Genomic DNA, 22310 nt, shown 5'->3' on the forward strand with positions numbered 1-22310 from the left:
CATGACGGACGGCGGTGCCGCTCCGGAGCGGGGCGCGGGGCGGCCCGCCGAGGTGGCGGGCGGGGTATCCCTCTTCCGGCGGATGTGGCGGGCCGGCCGGCTGCTTCCCGACGGGGCGGCGACGGCGCCCGTCCACCCGGTGCTGCGCCTCTACGCGCGCTGGGTGCGCCGTCCGCTGCTGCCGGTGATGCGGTTGTGGCTGCGGAACATCCAGTTGCGTGTGGTCGCCACCACGCTGCTGATGTCCCTGGGCGTGGTGCTGCTGCTGGGCATCGTAGTGATCGGCCAGGTGCGCAACGGCCTGCTGGAGGCCAAGCGGAACGCGGCGCAGAGCCAGGCCGAGGGCGGCTTCAAGGCCGCCAGGGACGCCGCCGACGCCGGGGCGACCGGTGCGGACGGGCGGGCTCAGGACGCCCCGCAGACGGGCGTCAGGTCCCCGGACCCGGGTGCCTGGCTCACCGGGCTCGTCCAGCAGCTCGCCAGCGGCGGCCAGGGCGTCTACTACGTCGTCGCGCTGAGCGACGGCGGTTCCGACGGGGCGCACGTGGGGACGCGCGGGCCGCGGGCCTCGGGGGACATCGATCCCGAGCGCAGCGTGCCGCAGGAGCTGCGCAAGCGGCTGGAGAAGCAGGGGGCCTTCGAGGAGCCCACGTCGATCCGGCGCAGCGGTTCGGACGAGGGCGAGCCCGCGCTCGTCGTCGGCAAGCGCCTCTACGACATCAGCGGCAGGCCGTATCAGCTGTACTACCTCTTCCCGTTCACGCAGGAGGAGAAGTCGCTGAGCCTGGTGAAGGGCACGCTGGCGACCGCCGGGGTGTTCCTGGTGGTGCTGCTGGGGGCCATCGCGTGGCTGGTGGTGCGGCAGATCGTCACTCCGGTGCGGATGGCGGCCAGCATCTCCGAGCGGCTGGCGGCCGGAGTGCTCCAGGAGCGGATGAAGGTCACGGGCGAGGACGACATCGCGCGGCTGGGCGAGTCGTTCAACAAGATGGCGCAGAACCTCCAGGTGAAGATCCAGCAGTTGGAGGAGCTGTCGCGGATGCAGAGACGGTTCGTCTCCGACGTGTCGCACGAGCTGCGGACGCCGCTGACGACCGTGCGGATGGCGGCCGAGGTCATCCACGAGGCGCGGGACACCTTCGACCCCGTCACGGCGCGCTCGGCGGAGCTCCTCTTCGGGCAGCTGGACCGGTTCGAGTCGCTGCTCGCGGATCTGCTGGAGATCAGCCGGTTCGACGCGGGCGCCGCGGCCCTGGAGGCCGAGCCGATCGACCTGCGGGACGTCGTCCACCGCGTCATCGAGGGCGCGCTGCCGCTGGCGGAGCGGAAGGGCACCCGGCTGCTCGTCGAGGGCGGCGAACGGCCGGTGATCGCGGAGGCGGACGCCCGGCGGGTGGAGCGCGTGCTGCGGAACCTCGTCGTCAACGCCGTGGAGCACGGTGAGGGGCGGGACGTGGTGGTCCGGCTGGCGATGGCCGGCGGAGCGGTCGCGGTGGCCGTCCGGGACTACGGCGTCGGGCTCAAGCCGGGCGAGGCCACCAGGGTGTTCAACCGGTTCTGGCGCGCCGATCCGGCGCGGGCCCGGACGACCGGCGGGACGGGCCTCGGGCTGTCCATCGCGGTGGAGGACGCGCGGCTGCACGGCGGCTGGCTCCAGGCGTGGGGCGAGCCGGGCGGCGGCTCGCAGTTCCGGCTGACGCTGCCCTGTACGGCGGGGGAGCCGCTGCGCGGTTCGCCGATCCCGCTGGAGCCGGCGGACTCGCGGCGCAACCGCGGGGTGAACGAGGCCGGGGTGCCGCTGGCGGCGGCCGGCCGCGGGGCGCCCGTACCGCCGCAGACGCGGCAGACGCCGGCCGTGGACCCGACCGCGCTGCCGGGGAGCGGGGCGCGGGTGGTGGCACGGCCGGGCGGGACGACGGCGGACGGTTCGGTGGGCGGCGTTCAGGGCGCTCAGGGCGTTCAAAGTGCTCAGCGCGTTCAAGGTGTTCAAGAGCGGAGGCGGCCGTGAGGAGGCGGAACGACCGGTGGCGCGTGGCGCTGCCCGCGGTGGCGGCCGTCACCGGACTGCTGCTGGCCGGCTGCGCGTCGATGCCGGACAGCGGCGAGGTGCACGCCGTCGACTCCTCGCAGCGCGCGGACGCCGACTCCCAGGTGCGGGTGTACGGTGTGCCGCCGCGCAAGGGCGAGCAGCCGACGGAGCTGGTGAAGGGCTTCCTGGAGGCGACGACCAGCGACGACCCGGACTACGCGACGGCGCGGATGTACCTGGCGAAGTCCGTCAAGCGGCAGTGGGATCCCGCCGCGTCGACGACGGTGCTCGCGGAGATGCCGCAGGTGCAGGTGGTGCCCGGGGGCCGCGACCGGGACCCGGGCGCGGTGCCGTCGCGGCGGGTCAAGCTGACCGGCAAGCAGGTCGCGCGGGTGGACGACAAGCACGCGTACAAGCCCGACGCGCGGACGTACGAGCAGTCGGTGCACCTGACGTACGAGGACGGGGAGTGGCGCATCGACGCGCTGCCTCCCGGGCTGGTGGTCGGCGTTCCCGATTTCCAGCGCATCTACCGGTCGGTCAACAAGTACTACTTCGCCGAGCTGGGCCCGGGGGCGGCCGGCAAGGGGCGGGACGTGCTCGTCGCCGACCCTGTGTACCTGCGCAAGCGCATAGACACGGTGACGTCCGCGGTGAAGGCGCTGCTGGACGGGCCGACGACGTGGCTGGACCCGGTCGCGGCGACGGCGTTCCCGCCGGGGACGCGGCTGGCGGCCGAGCGGCTGTCGCTCGACGACTCCAACAACCTCAAGGTGCGGCTCGACGGCAAGGCGGCCGGGGTCGGGGAGCGGCAGTGCCTGCGGATGGCGGCGCAGCTCTTCTACACCGCGCAGGAGTCGGCGCGGGTGGAGAGCGTGACGCTGCAGAGCGGTGACGAGACGCTGTGCTCGCTGAAGCGGGACCGGGCCGCGGACTTCGGGCCGGACCAGACGGCGGGGCGGCCCTATCGGCAGTACTTCCTCGACGGCCGGCGCCGTGTGGTCGAGCTGGCCGACGCCGAGGACGAGGCGCGGCGGGTGGCCGGGCCGTTCGGAGCGGACGGGCCGCGGCTGGGGTCGGTGGCGGTGGACCGGGACGAGCGGCTGGCCGCCGTGGTGAGCGCCAACGGCCAGTCGCTGTTCGTCGCGGGCCTGGAGTACGGGACGCAGCCGGGCGAGGCGCGGCTGACGTCGCACGGCGGCGCCAAGGCGGGTCTCACCACGCCCACCTGGGACGGCCTCGGCGACCTGTGGGTGGCCGACCAGGACCCCGAGCACCCGAGGCTGCTCCGGCTGCATGAGGGCAAGGGCGCGCCGGAAGAGGTGCCGGTGAGCGGGCTGGACGGCCGCCGGATCACCGGCGTCCGGATAGCGGCGGACGGGGTGCGGATCGCTCTGGTGCTGACCAAGGGGGACCGTTCCGGGCTGTGGCTGGGCCGGGTGGAACGGCAGGGCCGCGACGGGCGGCCGGGGCTGTCGGTGCAGGACCTGCGGTCGGTGGCGCCGAACTTCGTGCGCGTGGACGCCGTCTCCTGGGCGGGCGGGAGCCGGCTGCTGGTCGCGGGGAACGAGCAGGGCGGCCTGCAGCAGGTGGAGTTCATCGAGACGGACGGCTCGCTGTCCGGCGTCTCGGCGCTGCCGGGCATCACCGGTGTCGGCGGGGTGGCCGCTCCGGAGGGGCAGGGGCGGGCGACGGCGCTGCTCGCGGAGCGGGACGGGGACATCGTCCGGCTGCTGCCGGACACCAACTGGAAGCCGGTGGCGAAGGACGGGGCGGCGCCGGTCTACCCGGGGTAGGGATCCGGGTGGGGTGGAGGCCCGGGCCTTGGGCCTTGCGGGCCTTGCGGGCCTTGCAGGGGCTTTCGCGGGTGGCCGGGCCCGGCATGCCGGGTTGAGCGGGCTGGGTGGTTGAGCGGGCCTGCCGGGCGGTGTCGTGGAGCTGTCCACAGGGTGTCGTGGCCATGTCCGGAGTTGTCCACAGGGGTGGCGGGTCCGGTCGCCCGGCGGGAGAGTGGAGACCGTGCGGGGGTGGTGGCAGGAGATCGCCGGGCTGGTGCTCCCGGCCGACTGCGCGGGATGCGGGGCTGCACGCCGTGTCCTGTGCGAGGAGTGCCGGGAGCAGCTGTCCGCGCGCTCGGCGCGGCGGGCGTGGCCGGATCCGGTGCCGGCCGGCCTGCCGCGGGTGTACGCCGCGGCCTGGTACGCGGACGCGGTGCGGTCGGTGCTGCTCGCGCACAAGGAGCGGGGAGCGCTGGCGCTGACGGAGGCCCTGGGCGGCGCGCTGGCGGGCGCGGTGTGCCGGGCCGTTACGGGTGGCGCGCGCCGGGGCGCGCGGGGCCTGGGCGCGCCTCTGCTCCTCGTCCCGGTGCCTTCCGCGCGGCGGGCCGTGGCGCGGCGCGGGCACGATCCGGTGCGCCGGCTGGCCGTGGCCGCGGCCAGGGTGCTGCGGCGGTCCGGCGCCGAGGTCCGGGCGGTGCCCGTGCTGCGGCAGTGCCGGATGGTGGCCGACCAGGTGGGGCTGGACGGACGGGGGCGGCGGGCCAATGTGGCCGGCGCGCTGGCCGTGCCGACGCGGGCCGCGCGGCTGTGGGCCGACGGTGCGGCGGTGGTGCTGGTCGACGACCTGATGACGACGGGAGCGTCGCTGGTCGAGGCGGCGCGGGCGGTGGGCGCCGTGGGCGGCCGGGTGGCGGGGGCGGCGGTGGTCGCGGTGCCGCCGCGTGAGGCCGGGAGGGGGAGAACGGGGAGCTCGGGGAGATCCGCCGCGCGCTCGTGGTGAGGGCCCGGCCCTGATGGCGGGGATGCGTGGGGACGAAGGTGCTCTCGGGGGAATGAGGGGCGCTCGTGCGGGACAGACGTCAACCAGGCGCGGAGGCCCGCAGGACCGGCAAGCGGAACTCGCGGGTAAGCCCCGTCGTTCCACATGGAAACGGGTGGAGAACACCTGAATGGAGGTACGGCGGGGTAAGGGGTACCGACGGGCCTCCCCGCGAGATATGTTCGGTTGTGAGGAATGGCGAAAGCTATGACTCATATCTCCGAATGGCGCGTTTTGCGCGCCTTCGAAGAAGCTGGAACCGGGTGGGACGCAGGTCTTGCCGCCGGGGGAGGAGGAGGTGGAACCGCCGTGTCGGTGGCTCCGGTCAGCTCCGGGGCCTGATGCAAGAGGGATGCGCTCCGCACCTTCGGCGGGGCGATCCGGGAACGGAGTTCTGCGTGGACATCGTCGTCAAGGGCCGCAAGACAGAGGTGCCCGAGCGCTTTCGCAAGCACGTGGCCGAGAAGCTGAAGGTCGACAAGATCCAGAAGCTCGACGGCAAGGTGATCAGCCTCGACGTGGAGGTGTCCAAGGAGCCCAACCCCAGGCAGGCGGACCGTTCGGACCGTGTCGAGATCACCCTGCGCGGTCGCGGACCGGTGATCCGGGCGGAGGCCGCCGCGACGGATCCCTACGCCGCGCTGGACCTGGCCACGGCCAAGCTGGAAGCGCGGCTGCGCAAGCAGCACGACAAGCGTCTCGACCGCCGGGGCAACGGACGCATCCCGGCGAGCGGGGTCGGGGTCGCCGTCGACGGCGCCGCGCGCCTCGACGACAGTGGCCGGCTGGCCACGGAGACCGCGGACGAGGTGCCGGTGACCCGCATGGGGCCGCTGGAGATCCGGGGCGAGGGCCCCGTCGTGGTCCGCGAGAAGACCCACACCGCCGCTCCGATGACGCTCGACCAGGCGCTCTACGAAATGGAGTTGGTCGGCCACGACTTCTACCTGTTCGTCGACTCCGACACCAAGATGCCCAGTGTTGTCTACCGGCGGCACGCCTACGACTACGGCGTCATCCACCTCAACGCCGACCCCTTCGCCGAGGTGGAGCCCGGCGGTGCCGGCGGAGCGCTCGGCGGCTGATGCCGGGCCGCGGCGCGGCGCCGGCCGCGGGTGATCGCGACACGCCACGCCGGCCGCCGGTCCGCGGTTCCCTCCGAGGCGGCGCCCCGGAGCCCGGGAGGGCTTCCGGGGCTCCGTCGTGCGTCCCGCGCCCGGCCGCGGCGGCAGCGCGGTCCGGCCCGGCATGGAATCATGGGCGGGCGGCAACGGCTGGTCCGGCGGGACCGGTTGGGGTGCGCACCGTGCAACCGCGAGGGGCCATGGCCTTCAGGGGGAGGAACAATGGCGGACAGGTTCGGATCCGTGACCGGCGCCGGCGAGGACGACGTCGAGGGCGCCCGCACGGACCCGGTCGCGGGGGCGGCCCCGAGGAGCGAGCCGATCCGGGTCCTGGTCGTGGACGACCACGCGCTCTTCCGCCGTGGGCTGGAGATCGTGCTGGCACACGAGGAGGACATCCTCGTCGTGGGCGAGGCGGGTGACGGGGCCGAGGCCGTGGACAAGGCCGCCGACCTGCTGCCGGACATCGTGCTGATGGACGTGCGGATGCCGCGGCGCGGGGGTATCGAGGCGTGCACCTCCATCAAGGAGGTGGCCCCCAGCGCCAAGATCATCATGCTGACGATCAGCGACGAGGAGGCCGACCTCTACGACGCGATCAAGGCGGGCGCCACCGGCTACCTTCTCAAGGAGATCTCCACCGACGAGGTCGCCACCGCGATCCGGGCGGTCGCCGACGGGCAGTCGCAGATCAGCCCCTCCATGGCGTCCAAGCTCCTCACCGAGTTCAAGTCCATGATCCAGCGCACCGACGAGCGCCGGCTGGTGCCCGCGCCCCGGCTGACCGACCGTGAGCTGGAAGTGCTCAAGCTGGTGGCCACCGGCATGAACAACCGTGATATCGCGAAGGAGTTGTTCATCAGCGAGAACACGGTGAAGAACCACGTGCGCAACATCCTGGAGAAGCTGCAGTTGCACTCCAGGATGGAGGCGGTGGTGTATGCGATGCGGGAGAAGATCCTGGAGATTCGCTGACCCGGCGGCCGGTCAGGCCGTGAGCGCGGTGCGCAGTGCCTGCCCCAGCCGTGCGTCGTCGCAGCGCTCCACACGGACGTCGTCGCAGCCGACCCACTCGGCCGCCTCGCGCAGGGCCCGGGCCATCGGTGCCACCGCCCCCGCTCCGGCGAGCGAGACCTGGCGGGCCACCAGCGTCCGTCCCTCCCGGGCCGGGTCCACCCGGCCCGCCAGCCGGCCGCCCGTCAGCAGGGGCATCGCGAAGTAGCCGTGCACGCGCTTGGCCTTGGGGACGTATGCCTCCAGGCGGTGCGTGAAGCCGAAGATCCGCTCGGTGCGCGGCCGGTCCCAGATCAGTGAGTCGAAGGGGGACAGCAGCGTCGTACGGTGCCGCTGCCCCCGGGCCGTCGACTCCGCGTCCAGTGCCGCCGGGTCCGCCCAGGCGGGTGCGGTCCATCCGGCCACGTCCACCGGGACCAGGCCGGAGCCCTCCAGCGCCGCGTCCACCTGCTCGGCCTTGAGGCGGTGGTAGACCGCCAGGTCCGCCCGGGTGGCCACCCCCATGGCCGCCCCGGCCTGGGCGACCAGCCGCCGTATGCACGCCGCGTCGTCCAGGCCGTCGTGGAAGAGGGCGTCCGGCACCGCGCGTTCCGCCAGGTCGTACACCCGCTTCCAGCCGCGCCGTTCGGTGCAGACCACCTCTCCGGTGTCGAGCAGCCACTCGACGGCGATCTTCGTCTCGGACCAGTCCCACCACGGCCCGCCCTTCTTGGCGCCGCCCAACTCGGTCGCGGTGAGCGGCCCGTCGGCCAGCAGGCGGTCGCGTACGGCGGCGCAGGAGCGCTCCGCGTCCGCCATGATGTGCCAGCGGTGGCCGCGTTCCCGGAACGCCCGCCGCCGGAACGCGAAGAGGGGCCACTCCTCGATGGGCAGCACGCACGCGGCGTGCGACCAGTACTCGAAGCCGTGCGGCGGTTCCGCCGCGCCACCGGCCGGCCGTGGCGTCCAGTAGGCGGACTCCACCGCGTCCCGGCCCACGGCGCCCAGCCGCGCGTAGGGGACCAGCTCGTGCGAGCGGGCCAGTACCGAGATGGTGTCCAACTGGACGGCGCCCAGCCGCCGCAGCACCCCGCGCACCCCGGCCCGCCGGTCCGGTGCGCCGAGCAGGCCCTGGGCGCGCAGCGCGATGCGGCGCGCCTCGTCGGCGGAGAGGCTGATGTCGGCCCTACGGCCCTTCGCGGTGGCGGCAGTTGTCATGCGATCACCCTAGGGTGTGGCACTGACAACGCCCCTCGGTCAGTCCTCGGCGGGGCGTTCCCGGCGGGGATACGGCAGGTAGGGGGTCGCGGACGGCAGGCCCAGGTCCGACGGGAGCAGCGTGCCCGTCCAGGCGTCGCGGCGCGTTCCGTTGTGCGGGATCAGGGCGCGGACCGTGCCGTCCAGCCGGAACCCGACCTTCGTCGCGACCGCCCGGGAGCCCTCGTTCCCGGCCTCCGCGATCCACTCCAGCCGTTCGGCGCCGAGGTCCTGGAACGCCCACCGGACGGTCTCGCGGGCCGCCTCGACGGTGTAGCCGCGGCCGCGCCGCTCCTTGGCGGTCCAGTAGCCGATCTCGGCCTGCCGTTCGGGGGCGGCCAGTTTGAGCTGTATCAGGGACATCGAGCCGACGAGCCGGCCGTCGTCCCGGGTGAAGACCCCGAACGTGTAAGCGGTGTCGTCGCGCCAGCCCGCAGGGCAACGCTCCTCGACGAAGAGCCGGGCGTCGTCGAGCGTGTACGGGGAGGGGACGGGGGTGTAGCGCGGGATCGCGGGGTCCTGGCAGGCGGCGTGCACGGCCGGGATGTCGTCCGGAGTGAAGGGGCGCAGGAGCAGGCGCTCGGTGGTGAGGGATGTCGGTTCCATGATCCGAGAGTCTGGTGGGTGGGTGCCACCGTGTCGCGGGGGCCGGGAGATTTCGCGGCGGAGGCGCCGTCCGGGCGTCACACGAATAACCGGAAGACAACATTCCGCATCCCGGTTACCCCCGTCGGGCACCTCGCGGGCACCCCGTGCGTTCACCGTGCGGGTGATCCCCGGCCTCCGCGATGACGGACCTCCCGGCGCGGTGGGGTCCTCGCTTACGATGGCCGTTGCGGCGGGGACTGTCCCGTCGTGCCCGCGCACCCTCTCCCCGCCGGTGGCGGGGGACAGCCAGTGCCAGGCCCGACCGGCAAGGAGTCAGCCTACGTGTCCGTCTTCGGCAAGATCATGCGTGCAGGAGAAGGCAAGATCCTGCGCAAGCTGCACCGCATCGCGGACCAGGTCAATTCCATCGAAGAGGACTTCCTCACCCTCTCCGACGCCGAGCTGCGCGCCCTGACCGAGGAGTACAGGCAGCGGTACGCCGACGGCGAGAGCCTCGACGACCTGCTCCCCGAGGCGTTCGCGACCGTCCGCGAGGCGGCCAAGCGCGTGCTCGGCCAGCGCCACTACGACGTCCAGCTCATGGGCGGCGCCGCGCTGCACCTCGGATACGTGGCGGAGATGAAGACCGGTGAGGGCAAGACCCTCGTCGGCACGCTGCCCGCCTATCTGAACGCGCTCTCCGGCGACGGTGTGCACCTGATCACCGTCAACGACTACCTCGCCGAGCGCGACTCCGAAATGATGGGCCGGGTCCACAAGTTCCTGGGTCTGTCGGTCGGCTGCATCCTGGCCAACATGACGCCGGCCCAGCGCCGCGAGATGTACAGCTGCGACATCACGTACGGCACGAACAACGAGTTCGGCTTCGACTACCTGCGCGACAACATGGCGTGGTCGCAGGACGAGCTCGTGCAGCGCGGGCACAACTTCGCGATCGTCGACGAGGTCGACTCGATCCTCGTCGACGAGGCCCGTACCCCGCTGATCATCTCGGGCCCGGCCGACCAGGCCACCAAGTGGTACGGCGACTTCGCCAAGCTGGTCACCCGGCTGAAGCGCGGCGAGCCGGCCAACCCGCAGAAGGGCATCGAGGAGACCGGCGACTACGAGGTCGACGAGAAGAAGCGCACGGTCGGCATCCACGAGGCCGGTGTCACCAAGGTCGAGGACTGGCTGGGCATCGACAACCTCTACGAATCGGTCAACACGCCGCTCGTCGGGTATCTCAACAACGCCATCAAGGCGAAGGAACTGTTCAAGAAGGACAAGGACTACGTCGTCATGGACGGCGAAGTCATGATCGTCGACGAGCACACCGGCCGTATCCTCGCCGGCCGCCGCTACAACGAGGGCATGCACCAGGCGATCGAGGCGAAGGAAGGGGTGGACATCAAGGACGAGAACCAGACGCTCGCCACGATCACCCTGCAAAACTTCTTCCGCCTCTACAACAAGCTTTCCGGCATGACCGGTACGGCCATGACCGAGGCCGCCGAGTTCCACCAGATCTACAAGCTCGGCGTGGTGCCGATCCCCACGAACCGTCCGATGCAGCGCAAGGACCAGTCGGACCTGATCTACCGCACCGAGGTCGCGAAGTTCGACGCCGTCGTCGAGGACATCGCCGAGAAGCACGCCAAGGGCCAGCCGATCCTCGTCGGCACCACCTCGGTGGAGAAGTCGGAGTACCTCTCCCAGCAGCTCTCCAAGCGCGGCATCCCGCACGAGGTCCTCAACGCCAAGCACCACGAGCGCGAGGCGCAGATCGTCGCGCAGGCCGGCCGCAAGGGCGCCGTCACCGTCGCCACCAACATGGCCGGCCGCGGTACCGACATCAAGCTCGGCGGCAACCCCGACGACCTCGCCGAGGCGGAGCTGCGCCAGCGCGGCCTGGACCCGGTGGAGCACGTCGAGGAGTGGGCCGCCGCCCTGCCCGCCGCGCTGGAGAAGGCCGAGGCCGCGGTCAAGGCGGAGTTCGAGGAGGTCAAGGCGCTCGGCGGCCTCTACGTCCTGGGCACCGAGCGGCACGAGTCGCGCCGTATCGACAACCAGCTGCGCGGCCGTTCCGGCCGTCAGGGCGACCCCGGCGAGTCCCGCTTCTACCTGTCCCTCGGCGACGACCTGATGCGCCTGTTCAAGGCCCAGATGGTCGAGCGCGTCATGGCCATGGCCAACGTGCCCGACGACGTGCCGATCGAGAACAAGATGGTCACCCGGGCCATCGCCTCCGCCCAGTCGCAGGTCGAGCAGCAGAACTTCGAGACCCGTAAGAACGTCCTCAAGTACGACGAGGTGCTCAACCGCCAGCGCGAGGTCATCTACGCCGAGCGCCGGCGCGTCCTGGAGGGCGAGGACCTGCACGAGCAGATCCAGCACTTCATGGACGACACCATCGACGACTACATCCGCCAGGAGACCGTCGAGGGCTTCGCGGAGGAGTGGGACCTGGAGCGGCTGTGGAGCGCGTTCAAGCAGCTCTACCCGGTCAAGGTGACCATCGAGGAGCTGGAGGAGGCGGCCGGCGACCGCGCGGGCATCACCGCCGAGTTCATCGCCGAGTCCGTCAAGGACGACATCCACGAGCAGTACGCGGCCCGCGAGGAGCAGCTCGGCTCCGACATCATGCGCGAGCTGGAGCGCCGCGTCGTCCTGTCGGTCCTGGACCGCAAGTGGCGTGAGCACCTCTACGAGATGGACTACCTCCAGGAGGGCATCGGCCTCCGCGCGATGGCCCAGAAGGACCCGCTGGTCGAGTACCAGCGCGAGGGCTTCGACATGTTCCAGGCCATGATGGAGGGCATCAAGGAGGAGTCGGTCGGCTACCTCTTCAACCTGGAGGTCCAGGTCGACCAGCAGCTGGAGGAGGTCCCGGTCCAGGCCGGCGAGGCGCCCTCGCTGGAGAAGGCCCCGGCCGACGCGGTGCCGGCCGCCCGTCCGGAGATCCGGGCCAAGGGCCTGGACGCCCCGCAGCGTCCGGACCGGCTGCACTTCTCCGCCCCGACGGTGGACGGCGAGGGCGGCGTCGTCGAGGGCGACTTCACCAACGACGAGGGTCCGGTCCGCTCCGCGGCGGACGGGATGACCCGGGCCGAGCGCCGCAAGGCGCAGCGGAACGGCGGCGGTGGCCGGCGTCGCAAGAAGTGAGGCTTCGCGAGAAGTGAGGCTTCGCAAGGAGTGAGGCTTCGCGAGAAGCGACCTGACAGGTCGTGAGGAGGGGCGGGACGCCGGTGCGTCCCGCCCCTCCGGCGCGCTCAGGCCCGGGCGCCGCCCAGCTCCACGGCGGAGCACCGCCAACGGCGGTCCGTGCCCTGCTCCAGCCGGAAGGCCAGGGCCCGCACCCGGTCGCCGGAGCCGATCCGCGCGTACGCCTCGATCACGCCGGGGCGTGGCTGGAACTGGTCGCAGCGGTGCACGACCGGGGTTCCGCCGCCGGGGGCCGGCGGGCGCAGGGGCGCCCGTGGCGCGAGCTCGACGAGCAGGTCGTAGGCGGCGGGCAGGGTGTAGCCGAGCATGCGGTGCACCGGGCGCTGCCCGCTCAGGGTGAGCAGGAGCTGTTCGGCGAACCAGTAGCGCGGGATGCCCGCGCGGAGCTGCCGGGCGGCCGGGACGGCGCCCGGGCGGCGGGTGTCCGTCCGCCGCGGTGGTGCGGTGCGCCGGGCGGTGTCCCGGCCCGGTCCGGTGGTCCTGTTCAACGCTGTTCGCCCCCTTCGGTCGGGGATCTTCTACCGGCGCGCGGACGGGCCCGGCAAGGACCTCCGGCGGCCGGGGGCGGTTCACCTATCCGGGTGAGAGGTTCGCGGTTTCCGCAGGTCGCGACCGTGGGCCGGGCAGGGACCGGGTACCGGTCGACCGGCGCCCGGCACTTCGAAGGGGGACGCACCCCGGTCCGGCACGCCCCCGTATGCTGGCAGCGCACCCATCCACAGGTACTCCGGAAAGCGGCGGACATGCGCGTCTACGTCCCTCTGACCCTCCCCGGTCTCGCCGAGGCGCACCGGACGGGCGAGCTCGGCCCGGCCCCGTTCGACGCCTACGCCGTCACCCCCGCGCTGCGCGAGTGGTACGTCTCCGACGACATGGAGGAGCTGGAGTACGCGGCGCTCGGGCGCGCCGCGCAGGCGTCGCTCCGGCGGATCGCCACCGACCCGCAGGCGCCGCGGCGCCGGGTGGTCGTCGCGGTCGACGTTCCGGACCGGGAGGCCGCCGTGGACCCGGACCGGGGGCTCGACGAGTCGGCGCTCGGGGAGGTGCGGCTGTCCCGGCCGGTGCCGCTGGCGAAGGCCGCGGCCGTGCACGTGGACGCGGACGACGCCGAGGCGGACGTCGCGGCCGCCGCGGCGGCGCTGGGCGCGGCCGACCAGGGCGACGAGGACGCCCGATTCACGGTGGACGGCGCGGAGGACCACGAGCTGATGTGGTTCGGCGTGCAGGAGATCCCCAACCTGATCTGAGCCGGCCTCTGAGCCGGCCTGGTCCGAGGAGCGTCCGCCCAGGTCGGACGGGGGGCCCGGGGCGTTGTCAGTGGGGGCCGGTACGGTCTTTCCATGACACAGCACGGGGCTCATATCGTCTGGGACTGGAACGGCACGCTGCTGCACGACGTCGACGCGGTGATGGCCGCGACGAACGCCTCGTTCGCCGAGGTGGGGCTGGCCCCGATCACGCTGGAGCGGTACCGGGACCTGTACTGCGTGCCCGTGCCGCGGTTCTACGAGCGGCTCATGGGCCGGCTGCCCAGCGACGCCGAGTGGCAGGTGATGGACGCGGCGTTCCACCGGCACTACGCGAAGTACGCCGTGGAGGCCGAGCTGGCGGAGGGGGCCCGGCAGCTGCTCGCGGACCGGCAGGCGGCGGGCCGCACCCAGTCGCTCTGTTCGCTGGCGTCGCACGACGACCTGATACCCCTGGTGCGGACGTACGGGATCGAGCACCACTTCGTGCGCGTCGACGGCCGCACGGGCCGGAGCGACCGGGGCAAGGCCGAGCAGATGGCCCGGCACGTGGCGGCCCTGGAGGGCATGGTTCCCGAGCGGGTGGTCGTCGTCGGGGACGCGGTCGACGACGCGCTCGCCGCGGCGCACGTGGGCGCGAAGGCGGTGCTGTACACCGGGGGGTCGCACAGCAGGGCGAGCCTGTCCGCCGCCGGGGTGCCGGTGGTCGACACCCTGACGGAGGCGGTCGAGCTCGCGGAGCGTCTGGTGGTGTGAGGCCGGCGGCTGCCGGCAGGCGGCGGGCGTCGGGCGAATGCCGAGGTGAACGGGGGGAAAGCGGTGAGGGGAGCGCCGGGAAGGGGTGCCGGGCCGCGGCCGGGGACGGGTCGCTGTCCAGACCGTCAAAGACAGGGGCCGTCTTTTGTACACAATCGGCTCATGACGCGGTCCCCCGGAAGAGCGATAGCCTTACCGGGTGATCAGCGCGATATCCCGCGGGGGCGACGACGCCCCTGTGCGCCGCCCGGAGCGCCACGGCGCCCGGGCCACCGCTGGTCCCCGGAACCGGGTCCGTCCGACGCTTCTGACGTTTCTGACAGAGTTGTCCGAGAACGGCCCGGTCACCCCTCATCCCGGCATACCGTCGAAGTCGACCGGAGAACCGGCGTCGCGGCGTGATGCCTTCACCACCTATGTCACGCAACGGCGCGCGACAGGAGCCAGAGGACATGCAGACCAAGCTGGACGAAGCCAAGGCCGAGCTGCTCGCGCGGGCGGCCCGCGTCGCCGAGAACACGCCGGCCGGGGCACAGCACCCGACCGGGCCGAACGGTGAGGGCGGGCTCGACCAGGACACCCTGACCGCGTACCTCCAGCGCTACTACCTGCACACGGCGCCGGAGGACCTGACGGGCCGCGACCCCGTCGACGTCTTCGGCGCCGCGCTGTCGCACCACCGGCTCGCCGAGAACCGGCCGCAGGGCACCGCGAACGTGCGGGTGCACACGCCCACGGTCGAGGAGAACGGCTGGACGTGCAGCCACTCGGTGGTCGAGGTGGTCACCGACGACATGCCGTTCCTGGTCGACTCGGTCACCAACGAGCTCTCCCGGCAGAACCGCGGCATCCACGTCGTCATCCACCCGCAGATGGTCGTCCGTCGCGATCTGACCGGCCGGCTGCTGGAGGTCCTCGGCTCCAACTGCGACGCGCACGGCACCGGCAAGGACGCCGAGCTGCCGCACGACGCGCTCGTCGAGTCCTGGATCCACGTCGAGATCGACCGCGAGACCGACCGCGACGACCTCAAGCAGATCGGCAACGACCTGCTGCGCGTCCTCTCCGACGTCCGGGAGGCCGTCGAGGACTGGGAGAAGATGCGGGAGGCCGCCCTGCGGCTGGCCGACGGGCTGCAGGACGAGCCCGCCCCCGCCGACCTGCCGGTCACCGAGGTCGACGAGGCCCGCGAGCTGCTGCGCTGGCTCTCCGCCGACCACTTCACCTTCCTCGGGTACCGCGAGTACGAGCTGACCAAGGTGCCCGCCGACGGCGGCGACGAGGACGCGCTGACCGCCGTCCCCGGCACCGGCCTCGGCATCCTCCGCTCCGACCCCGCGCACACGGCCGACGGGCACCACGACGGCCCGCACGCGCCGCTGTCCCGGCCCGCGTCGGCGTCGTTCAGCCGGCTGCCCGCCGACGCCCGGGCCAAGGCCCGCGAGCACAAGCTCCTCGTGCTGACCAAGGCCAACAGCCGCGCCACCGTGCACCGCCCCTCGTACCTCGACTACGTGGGCGTCAAGAAGTTCGACGCCGAGGGCAACGTCGTCGGCGAGCGCCGCTTCCTGGGTCTGTTCTCCTCGGCCGCCTACACCGAGTCGGTGCGCCGGGTCCCGGTCATCCGCCGCAAGGTGGCCCAGGTGCTGTCCGACGCCGGGTTCACGCCGCACAGCCACGACGGTCGCGACCTGCTCCAGATCCTGGAGACCTACCCGCGCGACGAGCTGTTCCAGACCCCGGCCGACCAGCTGCGCTCCATCGCCACCAATGTGCTCTACCTCCAGGAGCGCCGCCGGCTGCGGCTGTTCCTGCGCCGCGACGAGTACGGGCGCTACTACTCCGCCCTGGTCTACCTGCCGCGCGACCGCTACACCACCGGCGTCCGGCTGCGCCTGATCGACATCCTCAAGGAAGAGCTCAACGGCACCAGCGTCGACTTCACGGCCTGGAACACCGAGTCCGTCCTGTCCCGGCTGCACTTCGTCGTCCGGGTCGAGCCCGGCTCCACGCTGCCGGAGCTGAGCGACGCCGACGAGGAGCGCATCGAGGCCCGCCTGGTGGAGGCCGCCCGCTCCTGGGCCGACGGCTTCGCCGAGACCCTGACCGCCGAGGTCGGCGAGGAGCGCGGCGCCGAACTGCTGCGCCGCTACGCCCACGCCTTCTCCGAGGGCTACAAGGCCGACCACAGCCCGCGGGCCGCCGTCGCCGACCTCCAGCACCTTGAGACGGTCATCGCGGGCGACCGCGACTTCGCGTTCAGCCTCTACGAGCCGGTCGGCGCGGCCCCCGGCGAGCGCCGCTTCAAGATCTACCGCACCGGTGACCCGGTCTCGCTCTCCGCGGTGCTGCCTGTGCTCAGCCGGCTGGGTGTCGAGGTCGTCGACGAGCGCCCGTACGAGCTGCGCTGCTCGGACCGCACGGCCGCGTGGATCTACGACTTCGGGCTGCGGATGCCCGAGCACGTCGAGGGCGACGACGCCCGCGGCCGCTTCCAGGACGCGTTCGCCGCGGTCTGGACCGGCAGGGCGGAGAACGACAACTTCAACAAGCTCGTGCTGCGCGCCGGTCTCGACTGGCGGCAGGCGATGGTGCTGCGCGCCTACGCCAAGTACCTCCGGCAGGCCGGTACGACGTTCAGCCAGTCGTACATGGAGGACACCCTCAGCAACAACGTCCACACCACGCGCCTGCTGATCAACCTGTTCGAGGCCCGGATGTCCCCGGCGCTCCAGCGGGCGGGCCGGGAGCTGACCGACGGGCTGCTGGAGGAGCTGGACGGTGCCCTCGACCAGGTCGCGAGCCTGGACGAGGACCGCATCCTGCGGGCGTTCCTCACGGTCATCAAGGCGACGCTGCGGACCAATCACTTCCAGCGGGACGCGGACGGCAAGCCGCACGACTACCTGTCGATCAAGCTGGACCCGCAGGCCATCCCGGACCTGCCGGCGCCGCGCCCGGCCTTCGAGATCTGGGTGTACTCGCCGCGCGTCGAGGGTGTGCACCTGCGCTTCGGCAAGGTCGCCCGCGGTGGTCTGCGCTGGTCCGACCGGCGCGAGGACTTCCGTACCGAGGTGCTGGGCCTGGTCAAGGCGCAGATGGTGAAGAACACCGTCATCGTGCCGGTGGGCGCCAAGGGCGGCTTCGTCGGCAAGCGGCTGCCGGACCCGTCGGTGGACCGCGATGCGTGGCTGGCCGAGGGCATCGCCTCGTACAAGACCTTCATCTCCGGTCTCCTCGACATCACCGACAACATGGTCGGCGGCGAGGTCGTGCCGCCGAAGGACGTCGTGCGGCACGACGAGGACGACACCTACCTGGTGGTCGCGGCCGACAAGGGCACCGCGACGTTCTCCGACATCGCCAACGAGGTCGCCCAGTCGTACGGCTTCTGGCTCGGCGACGCCTTCGCCTCCGGCGGTTCGGCGGGTTACGACCACAAGGGCATGGGCATCACCGCCCGCGGTGCGTGGGAGTCGGTGAAGCGCCACTTCCAGGAGCTGGGGCACAACACCCAGACCGAGGACTTCACAGTCGTCGGCGTCGGCGACATGTCCGGCGACGTGTTCGGCAACGGCATGCTGCTGTCGGAGCACATCCGCCTGGTGGCCGCCTTCGACCACCGGCACATCTTCCTGGACCCGAACCCGGACGCCGCCACCTCGTACGCCGAGCGCCGGCGCCTCTTCGAGCTGCCGCGCTCCTCGTGGGCCGACTACGACACCTCGCTGCTGTCCAAGGGCGGCGGCGTGCACCCGCGGACCGCCAAGTCGATCCCGCTCAACGCGCACGTCCGCGAGGCCCTCGGCATCGAGCCGGGCATCACCAAGATGACCCCGGCCGAGCTGATGAAGGCCATCCTGCGGGCCCCGGTCGACCTGCTGTGGAACGGCGGCATCGGCACCTACGTCAAGGCGTCCACCGAGTCCCACGCGGACGTCGGGGACAAGGCGAACGACGCGATCCGCGTCGACGGCGGCGACCTGCGGGTCAAGGTCGTCGGCGAGGGCGGCAACCTGGGCCTGACCCAGCTCGGCCGGATCGAGTTCGCGCTCGCGGGCGGCCGGGTCAACACCGACGCCATCGACAACAGCGCCGGCGTGGACACCTCGGACCACGAGGTGAACATCAAGATTCTGCTCAACGCGCTGGTCACCGACGGCGACATGACCGTCAAGCAGCGCAACAAGCTGCTGGCGGAGATGACCGACGAGGTCGGCGAGCTTGTCCTGCGCAACAACTACGCGCAGAACGTCGCGCTGGCCAACGCGGTGGCCCAGGCCCCCAGCCTGCTCCACGCCCACCAGCGGATCATGCGCCGCCTCAGCCGGGACGGCCACCTGGACCGCGCGCTGGAGTTCCTGCCCACCGACCGGCAGATCCGCGAGCGGCTCTCCGCCGGGCGCGGCCTGACGCAGCCGGAGCTGGCGGTCCTGCTCGCCTACATCAAGATCACGACCGCCGAGGAGCTGCTGGCCACCGGCCTGCCGGACGACCCGTACCTCCAGCGCCTGCTCTACGCCTACTTCCCGGGTGCCCTGCGGCAGTCGTTCGGCGAGCAGATCGACCACCACGCCCTGCGCCGCGAGATCGTGACGACCGTCCTCGTCAACGACACGGTCAACACCGGCGGTTCGACCTTCCTGCACCGGCTGCGGGAGGAGACCGGGGCCTCGCTGGAGGAGATCGTCCGGGCGCAGGCCGCGGCCCGCGAGATCTTCGGCCTGGGCGCGGTGTGGGACGCCGTCGAGGCGCTGGACAACAAGGTCGCGGCGGACGTGCAGACCCGGGTGCGGCTGCACTCGCGGCGGCTGGTCGAGCGCGGCACCCGCTGGCTGCTCAACAACCGCCCGCAGCCGCTCCAGCTGGCCGAGACGATCGAGTACTTCCGCGACGGCGTGGCGACGGTCTGGGGCGAGCTGCCCAAGCTGCTGCGCGGCGCGGACCTCGACTGGTGGCAGTCCATCCACGACGAACTGACGGAGGCCGGGATCCCCGGCGAGCTGGCCGTCCGGGTCGCGGGCTTCTCGTCCGTCTTCCCGGCGCTGGACATCGTCGCCATCGCGGAGCGCACCGGCAAGGAGCCGCTGTTCGTGGCGGAGGTCTACTACGACCTCGGCGACCGGCTGCACATCACCCAGCTCATGGACAAGATCATCGAGCTGCCGCGCTCCGACCGCTGGCAGTCCATGGCCCGCGCCTCCATCCGCGAGGACCTGTACGCGTGCCACGCCGCGCTCACCGCCGACATCCTCTCGGTGGGCAACGGCTCCTCCACGCCGGAGCAGCGCTTCACGGCGTGGGAGGAGAAGAACGCGCCGATCCTGTCCCGTGCGCGGACCACGCTGGACGAGATCCGCGGCTCAGACTCGTTCGACCTGGCCAACCTGTCGGTGGCCATGCGGACGATGCGCACCCTGCTGCGGACGCACAGCTGACCGGCTGACCGGTCGACCGGTCGCCGTCGAGGGGCGGCCCCGGGGTTCCAGAACCCCGGGGCCGCCCCTTTTCGTCCTTCTTCATCCCCGCGTTCCTGCCGGTTCCGCCGGCGTTGGCGGCCCGGCCGCCCGGCCCTGCTGTCCTGGGGGCCGGTGGTTCCTACGGTGGAGGTGCGGTGGTCTCGGGGCGGTACGCGGCCGGGTCGGGCCCGGCGGGTCCTGCGGGCACGTCGTGATCGGGCACGTCGTGACCGGGCGCGGCGTGAGTGGGCGCGGCATGTGGGCGGCCGTGCCGCGGTCCGTGGCGGGGCATGGCCCGGAAGACCCAGGCCCGGTACGCCCAGAAGCGGAACAGGGTGGCGGTGCCGATGCCGAGGAACTTGAAGAGGTTGCTCTGGAACGGCGAGCCCCAGCCGAAGCCGTAGGTGGCGATGTAGAGGACGCCGTTCTCGATGACCAGGCCGAGGGCACTGAAGACCGCGAAGAGCAGCACCTCCCTGCTGCGGTGGCTCTTGTCGCGGTCGCGGTAGGTGAAGTACCGCAGGCCCAGGTAGTTGAAGGCGATGGCGACGACGGTGGCGACCACGCTGCACCGCACGACGGGGAGCCGGGTGATGCCCCGGCACAGGTTGAAGACGCCGAAGTTGACGAAGATCCCCAGCACCCCGACGGTGCCGAATTTCGCGAACTCGTGTCCGAGCGCCAACAGCCTCGCCGCACCGGGCAGGCGTCTCCCTCTTGCCGTCGTCTGTCGCAAGGGCATCTCCCGAAACGGTCGCCACGCATAGCGGACATTGCACGCAGACAGCCGATTGTAGTGTAATTTCCCGCGAAAACTAACGCAGTGCGACGATGCGACGACGATGCGCGAGGACAGTGGCATGACAGAGGCGGTACTGCTTGTCGGCGGCAAGGGCACTCGGCTCCAGCCGCTCACGCTGAACACACCCAAGCCCATGGTCCCCGCCGCCGGGGTGCCGTTCCTCGCCCACCAGCTCGCCCGGGCGCGGGCGGCCGGCGTCGACCACGTCGTGCTGGCCACCTCGTACCTCGCCGAGGTCTTCGAGCCGTACTTCGGCGACGGCTCCGCCTACGGCCTGCGGCTCACCTACGTCACCGAGGACCAGCCGCTCGGCACGGGCGGGGCGATCCGGGGCGCCGCCGACGCGCTCACCACTCGGCCGGGCGAACCCGTGCTCGTCTTCAACGGCGACATCCTCACCGGCCTCGACATCCCCGCCCTGCTCAGACGTCACGAGCGGGCCCAGGCCGACGTCACCCTGCACCTCACCCGGGTCGCCGACCCCCGGGCGTACGGCCTGGTCCCCACCGGTCCCGACGGCCGGGTGCTCGCCTTCACCGAGAAGCCCCGGCATCCCGACGAGATCATCACCGACCAGATCAACGCCGGCTGCTACGTCTTCCGGCGTGAGGTCATCGACGCCATCCCCGCCGGCCGCCCGGTCTCCGTCGAGCGGGAGACCTTCCCCGGGCTGCTGGACGGCGGCGCGCTGCTGCACGGCGTCGTCGACGCGTCGTACTGGCTGGACCTGGGCCGGCCCGCCTCGTTCATCCAGGCCAGCGCCGACCTGGTGCGCGGCATCGTCCGGTCCCCGGCGGTGCCGGGCGAACCGGGCGAGCACCTGGTGCTGCCCGGCGCCCACGTCGAGCCCGGGGCCCGGCTGGCCGGCGGGACGGTCGTCGGCGCGGGGGCGCGGGTCGGGGCCGGTGCCGAGATCACCGGGTCCGTGGTGCTGGACGGGGCCCGGATCGAGGCGGGGGCGCGGATCCGGGCGTCCATGATCGGCACCGCCGCGCGGGTGGGGCCGCGCACCGTCCTGGACGGTGCCGTCATCGGCGATCACGCTGAAATCGGCGCGGACAACGAGCTCCGTGAAGGGGCCCGGGTCTGGTGCGGCACCGCCATTCCCGACGCCGCCATCCGCTTCGGCGCCGCCTGACCGGGGGACCCGTCGTTCCGTACGCCCCGCCACCGCCCCCTACCGAAGAGGACAGCCCATGAGCGTTCCGCACACCCCCGCCGTCCTGACCCCGCTGCCCGCCGAGTGGGCCCGCACGGTGACCACCGTGGTGATGCCCACCTACAACGAGGCGGAGAACCTCCCGATGATGACGGAGGCGCTGATGGCGCTGCCGCTGGAGGGGCTGCGGCTGCTGGTCGTGGACGACGACAGCCCGGACGGCACCGGAAAGGTCGCCGACCAGCTGGCCGAGAAGTACCACGAGCCCGGCCGTCCCCGCGTCTCCGTGCTGCACCGCACCACCAAGGAGGGCCTCGGACGGGCGTACGCGGCGGGCATGGCGCGGGCCGTCGAGGACGGTGCCGCGTACGTCCTGCAGATGGACGCCGACGGCAGCCACCCGGTCGGCAAGGTCGCCGAGATGCTGGGCGTCGCCCTGTCCACCGGGGCGGACGTCGTCGTCGGCAGCCGGTACGTGCCCGGCGGCACGCTGTCCGCCGCCTGGGGGGCCCACCGCAGACTTCTCTCGCGCTGGGCCAACGCCTACGCCGGCACCATCCTCGGCACCCGGCTGCGCGACATCACCGGCGGCTTCAACCTGTGGAGCGCGGCGGCGCTGCGCTCCCTCGACCTCGACACCATCGACAGCGCGGGCTACAGCTTCCAGGTCGAGGCCAAGTACCGCGCGCTGCGGGCCGGGTTCACGGTGGTGGAGGTGCCGATCCACTTCGAGGACCGGACGGCGGGGGAGTCCAAGATGAGCCTGGCCGTGCAGCTCGAATCGGTCGCGATGCCCTGGCGACTGCGGGCCAAGGAGATGCGTTCGAGCGGTGGGCGGGCCCGCTGAGCCGCGC

General features: G+C 72.3%; 15 protein-coding genes. 11 read left to right on the forward strand and 4 right to left on the reverse strand.

Going from position 1 to position 22310, the window contains the following annotated elements:
* Window position 1 precedes the first annotated feature (1 nt).
* From mtrB to K7I03_RS20315, 5 genes are all read left to right on the forward strand, one after another.
* A complete protein-coding gene (gene mtrB / locus K7I03_RS20295) occupies window positions 2-2008 on the forward strand; it encodes an MtrAB system histidine kinase MtrB (RefSeq protein WP_398857584.1) in 2007 nt (668 codons plus the stop codon).
* Window positions 2005-3825 carry an LpqB family beta-propeller domain-containing protein gene (locus tag K7I03_RS20300; RefSeq protein WP_185944152.1) on the forward strand — a complete coding sequence of 607 codons (1821 nt, stop codon included), beginning with the start codon at window positions 2005-2007 and terminating at the stop codon, window positions 3823-3825. Before mtrB ends, K7I03_RS20300 begins: the two co-directional genes overlap by 4 nt.
* A gap of 223 nt (window positions 3826-4048) precedes the next feature.
* Entirely contained in the window at window positions 4049-4807 is a 759-nt protein-coding gene (locus K7I03_RS20305; RefSeq protein WP_185944153.1) for a ComF family protein, read from the forward strand.
* Between the two features lie 437 nt (window positions 4808-5244).
* Window positions 5245-5931: a ribosome hibernation-promoting factor, HPF/YfiA family gene (gene hpf / locus K7I03_RS20310; protein ID WP_185944154.1), complete on the forward strand. Its 687-nt coding sequence runs from the start codon at window positions 5245-5247 to the stop codon at window positions 5929-5931.
* A 261-nt stretch (window positions 5932-6192) separates the two neighbouring features.
* Window positions 6193-6945 carry a response regulator gene (locus K7I03_RS20315; RefSeq protein WP_004946877.1) on the forward strand — a complete coding sequence of 251 codons (753 nt, stop codon included), beginning with the start codon at window positions 6193-6195 and terminating at the stop codon, window positions 6943-6945.
* 12 nt (window positions 6946-6957) lie between these two features.
* Here K7I03_RS20315 and K7I03_RS20320 read toward each other — a convergent pair whose 3' ends face one another.
* On the reverse strand, window positions 6958-8181 hold the full coding sequence (locus K7I03_RS20320; RefSeq protein ID WP_185944155.1) for a winged helix-turn-helix domain-containing protein: 1224 nt from the start codon (window positions 8179-8181) through the stop codon (window positions 6958-6960).
* A 39-nt stretch (window positions 8182-8220) separates the two neighbouring features.
* Complete coding sequence (locus tag K7I03_RS20325) at window positions 8221-8826, reverse strand: GNAT family N-acetyltransferase (protein ID WP_185944156.1); 606 nt, start codon at window positions 8824-8826, stop codon at window positions 8221-8223.
* Between the two features lie 324 nt (window positions 8827-9150).
* Between K7I03_RS20325 and secA the strand changes: the two genes are divergently transcribed.
* Window positions 9151-11973 (forward strand): preprotein translocase subunit SecA, encoded by a 2823-nt coding sequence (gene secA / locus K7I03_RS20330; protein ID WP_185944157.1) that lies wholly within the window; start codon window positions 9151-9153, stop codon window positions 11971-11973.
* Window positions 11974-12080: 107 nt separating this feature from the next.
* Here the strand turns inward: secA and K7I03_RS20335 are convergent, their stop codons facing one another.
* Window positions 12081-12521 carry an Rv3235 family protein gene (locus K7I03_RS20335; RefSeq protein ID WP_185944158.1) on the reverse strand — a complete coding sequence of 147 codons (441 nt, stop codon included), beginning with the start codon at window positions 12519-12521 and terminating at the stop codon, window positions 12081-12083.
* A 255-nt stretch (window positions 12522-12776) separates the two neighbouring features.
* On the opposite strand from K7I03_RS20335, the gene K7I03_RS20340 reads away from it, so the two are divergent.
* The 3 genes from K7I03_RS20340 to K7I03_RS20350 all read left to right on the forward strand — a co-directional run bounded on the left by K7I03_RS20340 (window position 12777) and on the right by K7I03_RS20350 (window position 19474).
* Complete coding sequence (locus K7I03_RS20340; protein ID WP_185944159.1) at window positions 12777-13280, forward strand: DUF6912 family protein; 504 nt, start codon at window positions 12777-12779, stop codon at window positions 13278-13280.
* Between the two features lie 93 nt (window positions 13281-13373).
* Entirely contained in the window at window positions 13374-14036 is a 663-nt protein-coding gene (locus tag K7I03_RS20345) for an HAD family hydrolase (RefSeq protein ID WP_185944160.1), read from the forward strand.
* A gap of 452 nt (window positions 14037-14488) precedes the next feature.
* Window positions 14489-19474, forward strand: a complete 4986-nt coding sequence (locus K7I03_RS20350) for an NAD-glutamate dehydrogenase (RefSeq protein WP_185944161.1) — start codon at window positions 14489-14491, stop codon at window positions 19472-19474.
* Between the two features lie 160 nt (window positions 19475-19634).
* Here K7I03_RS20350 and K7I03_RS20355 read toward each other — a convergent pair whose 3' ends face one another.
* Complete coding sequence (locus tag K7I03_RS20355; RefSeq protein ID WP_398857590.1) at window positions 19635-20237, reverse strand: GtrA family protein; 603 nt, start codon at window positions 20235-20237, stop codon at window positions 19635-19637.
* Window positions 20238-20355: 118 nt separating this feature from the next.
* On the opposite strand from K7I03_RS20355, the gene K7I03_RS20360 reads away from it, so the two are divergent.
* Window positions 20356-21435, forward strand: coding sequence for a mannose-1-phosphate guanylyltransferase (locus K7I03_RS20360; RefSeq protein WP_185944163.1), 1080 nt, complete (start codon window positions 20356-20358; stop codon window positions 21433-21435).
* A 58-nt stretch (window positions 21436-21493) separates the two neighbouring features.
* Window positions 21494-22303: a polyprenol monophosphomannose synthase gene (locus tag K7I03_RS20365; protein WP_185944164.1), complete on the forward strand. Its 810-nt coding sequence runs from the start codon at window positions 21494-21496 to the stop codon at window positions 22301-22303.
* Window positions 22304-22310: the final 7 nt, after the last annotated feature.

Source organism: Streptomyces mobaraensis, assembly GCF_020099395.1.
GTDB lineage: Bacteria > Actinomycetota > Actinomycetes > Streptomycetales > Streptomycetaceae > Streptomyces.